This window comes from Lentisphaera marina, assembly GCF_028745505.1.
Classification (GTDB): domain Bacteria; phylum Verrucomicrobiota; class Lentisphaeria; order Lentisphaerales; family Lentisphaeraceae; genus Lentisphaera; species Lentisphaera marina.
The window spans coordinates 1,331,117-1,345,384 of the sequence record NZ_JAQZZL010000001.1 but is presented as its reverse complement, the minus strand read 5'-3'; the positions used below and the strand labels follow the sequence as shown (position 1 = coordinate 1,345,384).

Below are 14,268 nucleotides of genomic sequence, written 5' to 3'. Positions count from 1 at the left end.
CCATGAATTTAGCTAATCAGTTCAACAAGCTCCAAAATCGCCGTCAGTTCCTCAGCAATTCAGCTCTCGGTCTAGGCGCTTTTAGTCTAATGGATTTGAACGCCAAAGACAGCCATGCTGCCCCCAGTAACATTGCTCAAAACTCGATGGGGCTCCCACATTTTGCTCCAAAAGCCAAACGCGTCATTTGGCTCTGCATGGCCGGTGCTCCTTCACATCTAGATATGCTTGATTACAAGCCAACTCTAGAGAAAATGTTTGATCAAGACCTCCCAGAGTCAGTTCGCGATGGTCAACGTCTCACAGGCATGACTGCCAACCAATCACGCTTCCCTTTGGCTCCTTCAAAATTTAAATTCCAGCAATACGGCAAATCTGGTGCTTGGGTGAGTGAGCTACTCCCCCACACTGCAAAAATGGTTGACGACCTCTGTATTATGCGGGGTATGCATACTGAACAGATCAATCACGACCCTGCGATCACTTACCTTCAGACGGGCAATCAAATTCCTGGACGACCTTCAATGGGTTCTTGGTTATCCTATGGTCTAGGTAGTATGAATGACAACCTTCCTAGTTATGTTGCCATGACACCTTCTTGGACAGGTCGTAAAGATGCGCAAGCACTTTATCAAAGACTCTGGGGTTCAGGCTTCTTACCCTCGGAACACCAAGGCATCAGTTTCCGTTCTCAAGGAGACCCCGTACTCTACTTATCAGACCCCAAAGGCGTTAACCCTGCAACTCGTCGACGCATGCTCAATAGCTTAGCATCGATGAATAAAAAACATTTTAAAGATGTCAATGATCCGGAAATCAATGCTCGAATTTCACAATACGAAATGGCCTTTAGAATGCAGACTTCTGTTCCAGAGTTAACTGACATAAGTAAAGAAAAGAAAAGCACGCTGGAAATGTACGGGCCAGAAGTAGAAAAGAAAGGAACTTTTGCAGCTTCATGCCTACTAGCTAGACGGATGGTTGAACGCGATGTGCGCATGGTACAAATCTTCCACCGTGGTTGGGATCAACATTTTAATATTGCTGGAGACTTACCGAAACAGTGTATGGATATTGACCAAGCTTGCTACGGCCTCATTCAAGACCTCAAACAACGTGGCTTACTTGAAGATACCCTCGTTGTCTGGGGTGGAGAATTTGGGCGTACAAATTACTCGCAAGGAAAACTGACAAGAGAAAATTATGGCCGCGATCACCACCCACGCTGCTTCACTATGTGGGCAGCAGGAGGAGGAATTAAACCCGGTATTGTTCACGGTAACACCTGTGAATTTGGCTATAACATTGTTGACGGCGGCATTCATATCAATGATTTAAATGCCACCATCCTCAATCAATTGGGCATTGATCACAACCGCTTCACCTACAAATTCCAAGGCTTAGACTTTAAACTTACTGGTGTCGAAGGTGCCCGTGTTGTGGACGAAATTTTAGTCTAAACTCTCAAAATCAACTTTTAAAAAGATTTACAGCCTATATAATTTCAATCATTGAATAAATTAAAAAGGGTTCATTATGAAAAAACTCCTAGCTTTAGGTCTGCTTACGGCAGCTTTCACTTCCTTTGCTCATGAAGGACACAGTCACTTAATTAATCCCGAAGCACTACAGAAGGCTCCTTTTGTCGATGCTGATTACGTCACGGGACAAGGTAAATTCACTTATAAGGTCGACCTTAATTGGGGCGAAACTCCCAAAGGTAAACCTGCTCTTGGAGCCACTCATGGTGGTGTTGCTATTGACAAAGCTGGAAATATTTACGTTAGTACTCAAACTGGTGATGGTATCATAAAATTCTGTGGCGATGGTCATGTTATTAAAACTTTTGGTAAGCCCACAATGATGAGCCATAATCTTTCATTAAAAGAAGAAAATGGGCAAGAGTTTATATATGCAGCTTTTAACAATCATCAAAAAGTCTGTAAAATTGATCTTGAAGGCAATATCATTTGGACTATCCAAGGACCTCCTGCTCATAAAGCCTACCAAGGTGAAAAAGTACGTTACAAACCCACTGCAGTTGATGTCGCGCCCGATGGCCGTATTTACGTTGCAGATGGTTATGCAACAAACCTAATTAACGTTTATTCTGCTGATCGCAAATATATCAAAAGTTTTGGTGGTGTTGGAAGAAAAGAAGGTGGCAAATTTGTCACTAACCACGGCCTCACTATTGATACACGCGGAGAAAAACCACTCATTATTGTTGTTGATCGCGAAAATCGCAAACTTCAGCGTATGACTCTCGAAGGTGAATATGTCGACACACCCACCACTGATCTCCGTCGTCCTTGCGCTGTTTCAATCATGGGGGACTACGTGGCCGTCGCTGAACTCTCTGGTCGCTGCGTCATTCTTGATAAAGACTTTAAAGTTATCTCAATTCTAGGTGATAACCCCGACAAAAAGCAACACCATAATTATGGCGTAAAACCAAAAGATTGGAAACCATCTATTTTCACCGCTCCACATGGCTGTGCACTAGACAAAGACCTCAATCTTTATGTTCAAGATTGGAATTCTACTGGTCGCTTAAGAAAATTTATTCTTCAGAAATAAATTAGTAAAAATTCTGTAATAAAAAAGCCTTGGTTTTGCCAAGGCTTTTTTGTGCTTATAAAGAGTAAAGACCTGTTTAGAATTGAATTATAATAGCTAGTATAAACTTTGTTATCAAAGCAATAGGCGATTATAATTAACTTCCACAAGTGGAGTATACGAAAACTTTGAATTGGATAGCCAGCTATGTCTGATAAATTTCAGGTGAAACGCAATTTAGAAAACATTTTTGACGATGCAGTCTGTAATGAGCAAAGTTCTGGTGAGCTCTATCAACAATTAAAAATAACGACTGATCGTTATGCACATCAGACTGAACTAGGTCAAGGTGCTATGAAAACGGTCTCTTTGGTCAAAGATAAACTCACTGGTCGTTTAGTTGCTAAAGCCACCCTGAAAGGTGATACTGGACGTGAGACAAGTGAACGTTTTTTGCGAGAAGCGCGAATTTGTGCAAGACTTGAGCATCCCAATATTGTACCTTTACACGATCTTGGCATAGACGAAAATGATGAGGTTTACTTCACTATGAAACTCGTGGAAGGTATTAGTTTCCAGGAACTCATTGAAGAGATCAAGATAAACCAATCTGATTTAAGTTTAAGTGAGCTCTTGGACATATTTGTAAAAATCTGCGATGCCGTTTCTTATGCACATTCACAAGGCATTATTCATTTAGATCTCAAACCTGAAAATATCCAAATCAGTCATTTCGGGGAAGTCATGGTGTGTGACTGGGGCTTAGCTAGAGATATAAATCAACAAGACAATCACACTGAAGAACTCATTATAAGTGAAAGCTTTGTAACTCAGGATGGTGTGATTAGAGGAACCCCGGGCTACATGTCACCTGAACAAGCTCGCGGTTCCATTTCTGAAAGTAGCTTCCAGTCAGATATCTATTCCCTAGGAGCCATACTCTACACAATACTTAGCCTAGAAAGACCTGGTAAGGGCTCTGTTAAAGAAGTCCTCGCTCAAACAGTAAAAGGAGATTTTCCAAGTCCATCTCAAGTCAGTCCAAAAAGAGAAATCCCTGCAGTTCTTGAAGCCATATCGTGCAAAGCTATGGAACTTAATCCCAATGAACGCTACACAAGCGTAGCTCAACTTAAGTCTGACCTCCTTTCTTACCTAAGAGGCTTTGTTACAAGTGTGGAGAAATCGAGTTTTCTAATTCAGGTCAAGTTATTAGTAAAGCGCAATAAACTTCTGTCATTCGTAATGATCATTAGTGGTATCTTACTCATTTCTGCGACAAGTATTTTTCTAATCTCAATTAAAAAAAGTGAATCAGAAGCTAAAATTGCGGCTAAACAAGCTCGTGATGCCGAGTTAGAAGCAAAGGACAATTTAACAAAATGGCAAAGAACTAACGAATTAAAGAGGCTTATCGCCAGCGAATCTATGCCACAGCTCATTTCATTAACTCGAAATGCCGTTGAAAATTATGAAGTCCAGAAAGGAATCGATTTAGCAAAAGTTGCAGTCGAGCTTGATCAAAGCCTCCAAATAGCTCATCGCGATTTAGGCTACTTACAGGCTAGCCTATTTGAGTTTGAAGCATCTATTCAATCATACCAACAGGGAGGAATGGGAGATAAAGATAGACATATTTTAGCAAGTCAGGACTGCCTCAATAAGTTCAAAGGTCGTAAAGACCTAAGCTTTGAAGAAATCATCTGGATCGTCAGAACATTCGATAAATATAGACTTCACAACATGATAAATGAATTCACTTTTAGTCCTAAACTGCATTTCTTGACACTCGATCAAAGACGTCTGTATGCTCTTGAAGTTCTTAAACTTCAAAATCATAATCTAAAAGAAGTTTCTTTCGAAGGTCATTTAATAAAAATGGATTCCAGTAAAATAGTAGAGATCAATGGTCTTTACAGAACTAATATCACTGAACTCGACCTTCGTCACGCAGAGCTACCTCGTAACATTGCTTCTATAAGAGGTTTGCCTTTAAAGACAATCACTCTACCTGAACACGAACCCAATCGTCAAATTCCTTATCTAAAAACCTGTAAAACACTTGAACGTGTTTATCTACCGGAGAAAACGACTGACAAAGACTTATTAAAAGATCTACCAAAGTCAATCAAAGTCATCTTTTACTAAGAAGTTACGCCATGAAGAAGTTCTTCTTTAAAGAATATGAACTATTTCAAAAAATAGCCTTCAGAAAAATTAATTTTCATTTTTTCATCATTTAGTGTAAGAATGGAACTAACGCTCCCGTTGGTAACATTGAAGCAGTATTATGACGCATATGAGGCCGTAATACTGAAGCGAGAAAATATACGTCTATATGTACGATTATCCAGAGTCAAAGCTCAGTTTTGAATGACTTAGGGCTTGTTAAAAAATAGATCTTCTTTTATAATATGTCTTGACTCTTAGCTATGTGAAGATGGTATACAATGGATAAAGAAGAAAATAAGAAGAAAAACCATATAGTAACATTAAAAGATGTTGCTGTGCTTGCTGGGGTATCTCAGCCAACTGTTTCAAGAGTTATTAATAACGATAGTAGCGTAAAACCCCTGACGGTAAAAAAGGTTAAAGAAGCCATAGAAAAATTGGCTTATGAAATACAGCCTGTTCATAAAAGAAAGGGACATAGAGCACCCAGACGAAGACCGAAGCGTTACCTACAAAAACAAATAGCGGTTCTTACTCAGCTGGAACCCTACTTATTACATGCGCCAGTCTACCACAGACTCTTGCAAAGAATCGAACAGGCTTTAAATCAAGAAGACTTTAATTTGATCATAAAAAACCTGCCAAAAAACCAGTCATGGGAGAGTATCCCAAATAAACTTGATGGCGCCATTTTATTTAATCTTGATCTCAGTGATTTGAAATTACTGCAAAAATTGAGGTCACTCCCCTGTGTTAGAGTGATGGGGTCCACGGAAAAATTTGATTACTTTGATCATGTAACTTATGAGTGTGTGATTGGAGATTTAGCGGCGGACTATTTTATTAAACACGGCCATAAAACGGTGGCATGTTTAGGTGAAGAAATTGGCGTAAGGAAACAGTCATTCCTGAAGCGATGTAGATCTGCAGGCTTAGTGACTTACACAGATAGTGGTTTTTCTGTGGAAGACGAATCTCCAAGGGGGCATAAGCCAAATTTCATCGAGATCTACAATGCTGTTGAAAAATTAAGCAAGCAAGAAGTTTTACCTACGGCCATATTCACAACTTCAGACACTGTAGCAATCGGCTTACACCAAATTTTGTTAGCGCATCCAATAATGGATATCAAAAAACTATGCATTATTGGAGTGAACAATGATTATATCTTGGATAATTTACACCCCAGGCCCTTGTCTGTCGATATCCAAGTTGAATCGATTGCGAACAAAGCCATTGAGAGACTCTTTCTCCGCATGAAAAACCCGCAAGACCCTATTAGACAATTGTACTTGACTCCTGTCATTTCAGATGGGGCTAACTTTCCATAAGGCTAGTTTATTATTATAATTTTTCTTTATTTGTACTTACATAAATAACTTAATATTATGTATTTACATACAAGTATTCATATTTAAATAAATCTGTTTATTGATCTAATCGTGATGATTATTATACTCTTTATAATAAATATTAATATACTGGAGAATTATGATAGAATTCACATTAGCCGGCTGGGATTGGGTAGTGATTGCTTTATACCTTGTATTTATAATGGGTATAGGTCAAGTATTTAAAAACATCAATAGTGATGCTAGCGATTTCTTTCGAGGTGGGGGTAATATGTTATGGTGGATAGCTGGTATGTCTGCTATTGTGGCAAGTATAAGTGCATGGAGCTTTACTGCGGCTGCCGCCAAAGTTTACCAGACGGGATTCTTGCTCCCAGGTATTTGGTGGATTGCAGGTGGCATAGCCGTTCCCGTGCTTTGGTTCATAGCACCTCGCTTTCGCCAAATGCGGGTTATTACATCTCTTGAAGCGGTATATAAAAGATTTGGTTTAGCGTCTGAACAAATGTATGTCTACCTCGTTATGCCCATGTCTTTGTTTTGGGGGGGAGTCGGTCTAAATGCCGTGGCGGTATTTTTCGCCAGTGCCTTATCTATTGATACAAACACGACTATTATTGGAATGACCACAATTGTGACTGTAATGTCTTTGTTTGGGGGGCAGTGGGCCGTGGCTGCAAGTGATTTTGTGCAAGGCTTACTGATGTTTTTAACTGTCTTAGTCGTTGTGTATTTTAGTGTGAACCTACCTGAAATAGGTGGTGTCTCAAACTTACACAATGTTTTACCTGATCGTCATTTTGACTTCACAGTAAATACTCGTCCAGTGGTATTACTACTCTGGGTGGCGGTGACACTTCTAACCTTAACCTTAATATCGATTGATCTCAATGGTGAAGGCTTTAAGTACCTAGTGGCTAAGGATGGTAAGCAAGTGCGTAAAATGGTTATCATGATGGCGGTGATCATTGTTATCATTCCGCTTAAATCGATTATGCAGTTACCTGCAATATGTGCCGCAGTGGTCTACCCAGATATGACCGCAGTTTTTCCGGATATGAAAGTTCCTGCTGAGGGCGCTTTTTTAGCCATGGCGTTTAAAACACTTCCCCAAGGTATGATGGGCTTATTGATTTGTGGCATCTTTGCCGCCGCCATGTCATCGATGGATACCGCCGTTAATAGAAATGCTGGATACTTCGTAAGGAATGTCTATCTAAAATATATTAATAAAGATTCTTCTGGCGAGCAACAACTATTAGTTGGTCGGATATTTACCGTCGTTTTTGGTTTGATTATTATCCTTATTGCCATCGCGTTTAATAAACTTCGCGAAATGAATTTATTTGATATTTTTCAAGTCTTGAATGGCATGATCCTAATGCCACTTATGATACCTGTTATTCTAGGTATTTTGTACAAAAAGACTCCCTCTTGGTCAGCGTGGAGTACTGTTTTAGTTGGTCTTATAACGGGAGCCTTCGCTAAAATGCTTTATTCTGATGAGCTCGCCTTAAAAATACTTTCAGAAACGGCGCCACTAAATGCTGCCGAACAAGCCGATATTCAATATATTTTCATCACCATAATAGTTTTTGTGGTAAGTGTGAGTTGGTTTTTTATGACCTCAATATTTTACAAGAAATCAAGCCCTGAATTTATTCAACAAGTCGATGTCTTTTTTGAAGATATGGCGCGCCCGATTGACCATGATTTAGAAGATGTAAAACACCAAGATGGCATGCAATATAAAATGCTTGGTTTCATGTGCTTGGTCTTTGGTGGTTTTATTTTATTAGGCATGTTGATCCCCAATGAATTGAGTGGTCGCTTATGCTTCTTATTTGTGGGTGGAGTCATTTTTTCAATTGGGCTTATGCTCTATAGAAAATATTTAAAATCAACAAAAGATGAGGTCTAATAGCATGAAGGCTTTAAGAAAAGCTGTCATCATGGCTGATAATGTCAATTTTTATGATTCAAACATCGTTGATTATGTTTATGGTGATAAGAGGCTAGCCCATTTAAGAGCTATAACGGATATGTATCCCATTAGAATTAACTCAGCAAATATAGCTGAGGAATTGCAGAATTTATCTGAAATCGAAGTTATCTTCACAACTTGGGGTATGCTTAAACTTACGAGTCAACAAATCGAACAGATGCCGAAGCTCAAAGCTGTGTTCTGTGCGTCAGGCTCGGTTAATTACTTTGCCAAAGAATTCTTCAAAAAAGGAATATCAATAGTCAATGCTGTCGAGGCCAATGCCATTCCTGTAGCTGAGTTTTGCTTGGCTCAAATCCTATTATCATGTAAAAATTTCTACCAAAATAGTCGTCAGTGCGAAAAAGGTCCGTGGCAACAAAGTCAAATAACCGTAGGAAATGGCGTTTATGGAGAAACCATTGCCCTTATAGGGCTTGGTGCTGTAAGTAAAAAATTAATTGAATTATTGAAGCCTTTTAACCTCAAGATTATCGCTTGTTGTGACTATCACGATAATACTGCTGAAGAGGCAAAAAAACTTGGTATAGATGAGTTTGTGACTTTAGAGCAAGCATTTAGCAGGGCTTATGTCGTAAGCAATCACTTAGCTGATAAAGAAAATAACAAAAAAATTATAGGTAAATTTCTTTTTAATTCCATGCGTCAAGGAGCGACTTTTATCAATACAGGCAGAGGTGCTCAAGTAAATGAAGACGATATGGTAGACGTTTTTGAAACAAGAAAAGATTTAACCGCATTACTCGATGTCCAATATCCCGAACCGCCCGCTCTTGGCAATCCACTCTATGCCTTAGAAAATATACACATGACGAGTCATATAGCAGGTAGTGCTAATGATGAAGTTAAACGTTTGGCCGATTTTGTTATAGCCGATTTTCAGCGCTGGTCACGTGAAGAAGCCCTACTTTACTCAGTTGAGCCAGCTTCTTTAGCCTGGAGAGCCTAATGATTAATACTGGATTATGTTCAATAGCACTCGCCAAACATAGCGTGGAGGAAGTCATCTCTCTTGCTAAAAAAACAGAGCTAGCCTGTGTCGAGTGGAATGCTAAATGCCATGTTAAACCTGGTGATTTCAATCAAGCCGTATATGTAAAAAAGCTTAGTAAGGAAGCTGGTTTAGAGATCGTTTCTTATGGAAGCTATTACAGAGTGGGTTCTACAGATGTTAATCAAACATGTTTTTCAAAAGTACTCTTGACTGCGGAAGCTTTAGAAGCTAAAAGCATACGAGTTTGGGCAGGTACAAAAAACTATGAAGATTCTTCACAAGAGGAGATAGCATCTATAGTTGAAGACACACTCAAAATTGCTGAAATGGCTGCCGAAAAAAACATCGCAATTTGCTTCGAATTCCATGATGGGACTCTGACAAATAATAATTATTCGGCACTCAAATTCTCCAACTTAGTAGTCCACCCCAATGTCTTTTTCTCGTGGCAACCACCTCATGGCTACAAAACTTCATATGCCCTGCAGGGTTTAAAAGAATTACTCCCACGTTTATACACAGTCCATATCTACCACTGGACAGTCGGCTCAAAAGATAAAAATAAGGTTAATGGAACTGTGAGAGAATTAATTTACCCAGATGATTATCATCGTCATCCCTTATCGCAAGGAGAGTCCGATCTAGCTTTATATTTAAAATGCTTATTAAATGAAGGAAAAGAAATCCCCATCTTGATAGAGTTTGTTAAGGGCGATTGCCCAGAGCAGTTTATCGAAGATGCTTTATTTCTAAGTCATCTCGTTAAAAACATAAGTAAGGACCTGCCCTTTATTCGACAATTTTAAACAAATTAAAAAATCATAAACATATGAATTAAAGTATTTTATGTTAATGTATTTATGAATTAAAACGAAGAGATATTGTGGAATAATAAAGTGATAATATAATAAATAAGATCGTTAAAATAAATACTTTGGAGATTGCTTAAATGAAAAAATTTACACTAATAGAATTACTGGTAATCATCGCCATCATTTCGATACTCGCCAGTTTGCTGCTGCCGGCATTGAAAAACGCCCGTGACGCCAGCAAACGTACTGCTTGTGCGGGCAACCTGAAACAACTCGGTTTGTGTATGATGCAATATACCAGCGACAACAATGGTTATTACCCTTATGCTTATGCTCGTTCTAACGGGATTACGTATGATGATTTGCTCAGTCCCTACGATGGTCGCAATTTGAGTGAAGCTGAAATGGCGGGCCATGCAGCCCCGGTCAAAGGCTCGACGGCAATCTGGCGTTGCCCCAGTGACATGCGCGAAGCCCCGCCTGGGGGCAACATAGAGATTCGGCGCACCTACTTAATAAACCGGGGCGGGCGGGGTCTCTACGCTGCGATGTATTCCTGGGAGCAAAATGCATTATCCGTGGGTTACTCCCCGAATGGTATTGCCGGCCCCTACGGCGTATCCCGCCAAGTAACCGAGATCGAGGAACCGTCGGGTACCATTGCCATGGGCGAGAAACCTTATACGGAATGGTCCGATGGCAAAGAAGCCCGAAGAAGATTAGGCGAACCGCAAGGAGCTTCCGCGGATCTGGACGGCCCGAATCGTCAAAACGGTTTGGCTTATGGCAAGTATTTCCGCCTACACAAGGGCGGGCAGTGGAACTACCTGTTTTGCGACGGCAGCGTCCGGGCGATGCGCGGCGAAGCCACCATCGGCACCGGCAACATGGATAATCCCCGCGGCATGTGGACCAAGGGCAGCGGTGATTGAAGATGCACAGGTTTCCGCCCAGTTGCACCCCTTGTTGAAATTTACGAAAACCAAAGAAGGACAAGAAACTGTTTACCCCAAAAGCATATTTCTAAAAATGTCGAGATCAAAAGTACTTTTTACCATATCAATATCATTACTATTCACCTTAGCCGCATCGGCACAGGTCTCGCTGACCGTAGCAAAGGTTTTGCCGAACAGGGCTGGAAAAAGTTGCCAAATAATAAAATATAAACCATTTACTAACAAAGAGCAAAACATTCTAATGACAATCAAAAAAAAAGCTAAAACACTTGTGGCGCTGTCAGTACTGACGGCTTCCGGAGCACTTGTTCAGGGCGCGGAAACGAAGATGATCGAGATCCCGTCGGGTACACTGCAACGGGAGAAACAGCAGTCCGAGACCGTCAAGGCCTTCCGCTTGGCTGACCGGGAGCTAACCTGCCGCGAATACGATACCGTCCGCTCCTGGGCGCTCAAGCATGGATATGACCTGAGCCCGGGCAACGCCCAGGGACCGGACTATCCCGCTTCGACCATCTCCTGGTACGACGCCGTCAAATTCTGCAACGCCGCCAGTGAACTGGCCGGACGCGACCCGGTCTACCACACGTCCGGAAAGAAGGATGCAGTATATCGTCAAGGCGAACTGGATTTGACCGACGACTGCGTCAAGGCCGATGCCGACGGCTACCGGTTGCCGACCGAGTGGGAATGGGAGTACGCCTGCCGCGCCGGGACGACGACCCCGTACTGGTACGGGGTGAAATCCGATCCGCATCCCGAGAATCCATACGCATGGCACACCATCGCCGACGCCCGCGGCGATGACGTCAGCCCGCACCCGGTCGGCTTGAAGAAAGCCAATCCATTCGGCCTTTACGACACGCACGGCAATGTGGCGGAATGGACTTGGAACCGTTACTGGGAAAAGGCCGACTGGCGCGTGCAGCGCGGCGGTTCGGTGGCGTTGGACAACGACGTCACCGCCGACTTCCGTAGCCCGGTGCCGCCGGCCTACCGTATTTACGATGTTGGCCTGCGCCTGGCGTCGTCCGCCTTCGATTGTCCGCCGTTGGCGACTGTAATCGCTGAGAAAGAACTGGCGCCGCCAAAGGAAAGAGAACCTGTCAAGCCGCGGTACGACCACACTGATTTGGCGGCGGTCGCCGCCGAGTTGGTGGCGTTGCTCGCCCCGAATGATCCCGCCGTCAAGGCCGTGATCGAGCTGCAACGTGCCGGCAAGCCGGACGAAGCGCTTAAGACATTTCGGGACATTCTCGTCAAACGCCTGCGGAAGCTGCCGGGCGTCAAGTTCCGTCCACCCAAAGCGCCGAAGGATACCCAGGCCATCGCCGAATGGTTTGCCGAGAAGGAGAAATTCGCCGCCAACGCCAAGACCGAATTCGACAATCTCGACAACGCCGGCCGCGCCGCGCCAAACAGCTATCACGCCCCCACCACCTGGGATTTCGGTATGGGTTTCTGCCTTTACAGCGAAGGCTGGCTCGATGTGATCCGTCAGATCTCCGCCAAGCTACCTGAAGGCGCCAACCTCAATGAGACCATCCCCTCCCGCACCTTGGCCAACATGGTGATCTTCGCCGTCACCGACGACATCGCAAAGCAGTTGAAGGATCCCCGCAATTTCGTCGGCAATCAGCAGATTCATATGGCAAAAAGCCTGGCGCGCTTGGGCAAGTTAATGTCGTCCCTCCGGGAAGCCGACGCCTGGGAGGCTTTGGGAATCGACCGCTTGAAGAACGGCGCCATCGCCCGTTTTATCCTTCCCGACGGCGGCGACTTGGAGCAATCGTTTAACTACAACGCCGGGTTGTTCCATAACTACGAAAGCATCGCCGAAATTTTCGAAGGGCATGACAAACCCGATTGGGTTAAACAACTTCACCAAGCGGGTATTCGGCGCAAGCGCCTGTTCAACAGCTTGCGGATGGCTTCCGGCACCATGCCGTCGGTCGGCAACAACAGCTACGGCCGCGACATGCGCGAGACCAACAAGCCAGGCGACACCTTCTATGACCCGCTCACCGCCCAAATCCTGGACACCATGCTGTATGAGAACCAGAAAAAACTCGGCGCACCCACCTACACCTCCATTGCGTTTCCCTACAGCGGGTACTACATGATGCGCGATGGCTGGAAGCCTGACAGTTCGACCCTGTTCTTCAAAAGCAGCCGCCCGGGAGCAGGTCATAACCATCCCGACAACAACGGCATCGAGCTTGCCGCCTACGGCCGTCACCTGCTGGTTGACCGCCAGTCGGGGCCGTATCAGGTCGGTCATCTTCCCGACGATCAGAAAAAAGACTGCCTGTGGGTCTGGGAGTACAAAGGCGAACACAATCCATGGACCGCCAACAGTCTGATGATCGATGGTTGCGGGCAACTGCCCGGATACCATAACACCGGCTATAAAACCACGATCCCCAATCAGCCCTGGCACACCTCGGGCAGCTTCGATTTCGTCCAGGGGCACTGGACCCGGACCTTCGAGAACGCCAAACCCATGGACGCCGATGAAGTCCGCGAGCACGCCAAAAAATACGGCGCCACCGACGAGGAGATCGCCGTCCAACTCGCCGCCGCCAAGAAACACAACGACGTTCCGCATAAGCAATTCGAGGCCACCCACACCCGTCAGGTCATCTACCTGCGGGGTGTCAACGTCTGGATCGTCACCGATTGGGTTAAACGCAAAGACGGCCAAACACCTCGGGAACTGAACCAGCTTTGGCACTTTCCGGCGCCCGACCTAACCCCCAACCGCTTTTTCGCGGACAAGGACAAGAAGCAACATCCGTTGCGCCCCGGATTTCGCAGAGAGCACATGAAGGTAGACGACCAGGCCCAAAGGGTCCTGACGGCCAACCCCGAAAACGTCAACCTGGCCTTCCTGCACGCTGTCCCCGGCAAAGTCAGGTATAACACGTATTTCGGCGACAAATATCCCTGGCGTGGTTGGGCCAACGCCGCGCCCAGCATGGTCAGCGGCTATACCCCCGCCGTGGATCTGTACGCCACTTTTTCGGGCGACACGCCCGTCGTCACCGTTCTCGTGCCCATCCCCCAAGGCGAGACTTTTAACCAACGCGTCACCGGCTTCACCAAGGAGTTCAAGGACGGTCAAACCAGAATAAACCTGACCTTCGTGAACGGCACGGAAGTGGAATACGTCGCCGCTACGCAACCGACGGAGTTGACGATCGGCAAGCAAAAAGCCAAGGCGAAGGCGCTTCTGGAGATGACCATCAAAGGCAAGACCGAGGGACTGGCCGTCTCCGACAACGACGGTTACGCTTTTGAAATTGACGGTGGCGAGATGAGGCGGACTGCCGACATAACCACGCCAAAGGAATTTTCCTGGCAGGAAGGCGAAGCCGGTTTGGAGCCGACATGCAAAAGGTGAGAGGAAGGAAAGTAA

The 14,268-nt window shown here is 44.3% G+C and carries 9 protein-coding genes; all 9 read left to right on the top strand.

Annotated elements, in window-relative coordinates; translation table 11 throughout:
* The first annotated feature begins 2 nt into the window (after positions 1–2).
* Positions 3–1,460 (top strand): DUF1501 domain-containing protein, encoded by a 1,458-nt coding sequence (locus PQO01_RS05570; RefSeq protein ID WP_274313045.1) that lies wholly within the window; start codon positions 3–5, stop codon positions 1,458–1,460.
* Positions 1,461–1,536: 76 nt separating this feature from the next.
* The gene (locus tag PQO01_RS05565) at positions 1,537–2,580 is read left to right on the top strand and encodes an NHL repeat-containing protein (protein ID WP_274313044.1); all 1,044 of its coding nucleotides are present in this window, start codon (positions 1,537–1,539) and stop codon (positions 2,578–2,580) included.
* A gap of 186 nt (positions 2,581–2,766) precedes the next feature.
* Complete coding sequence (locus tag PQO01_RS05560; RefSeq protein ID WP_274313043.1) at positions 2,767–4,707, top strand: serine/threonine protein kinase; 1,941 nt, start codon at positions 2,767–2,769, stop codon at positions 4,705–4,707.
* Between the two features lie 302 nt (positions 4,708–5,009).
* Positions 5,010–6,062, top strand: a complete 1,053-nt coding sequence (locus tag PQO01_RS05555) for a LacI family DNA-binding transcriptional regulator (RefSeq protein ID WP_274313042.1) — start codon at positions 5,010–5,012, stop codon at positions 6,060–6,062.
* Between the two features lie 160 nt (positions 6,063–6,222).
* Positions 6,223–8,004: a sodium:solute symporter family transporter gene (locus PQO01_RS05550; protein WP_274313041.1), complete on the top strand. Its 1,782-nt coding sequence runs from the start codon at positions 6,223–6,225 to the stop codon at positions 8,002–8,004.
* 4 nt (positions 8,005–8,008) lie between these two features.
* Positions 8,009–9,037, top strand: a complete 1,029-nt coding sequence (locus tag PQO01_RS05545; protein WP_274313040.1) for a hydroxyacid dehydrogenase — start codon at positions 8,009–8,011, stop codon at positions 9,035–9,037.
* On the top strand, positions 9,037–9,888 hold the full coding sequence (locus PQO01_RS05540; protein ID WP_274313039.1) for a sugar phosphate isomerase/epimerase family protein: 852 nt from the start codon (positions 9,037–9,039) through the stop codon (positions 9,886–9,888). The genes PQO01_RS05545 and PQO01_RS05540 overlap by 1 nt, the downstream gene beginning before the upstream one ends.
* A gap of 143 nt (positions 9,889–10,031) precedes the next feature.
* Positions 10,032–10,826, top strand: coding sequence for a DUF1559 family PulG-like putative transporter (locus PQO01_RS05535; RefSeq protein WP_274313038.1), 795 nt, complete (start codon positions 10,032–10,034; stop codon positions 10,824–10,826).
* Positions 10,827–11,091: 265 nt separating this feature from the next.
* The gene (locus tag PQO01_RS05530; protein WP_274313037.1) at positions 11,092–14,253 is read left to right on the top strand and encodes an SUMF1/EgtB/PvdO family nonheme iron enzyme; all 3,162 of its coding nucleotides are present in this window, start codon (positions 11,092–11,094) and stop codon (positions 14,251–14,253) included.
* Positions 14,254–14,268 lie beyond the last annotated feature (15 nt).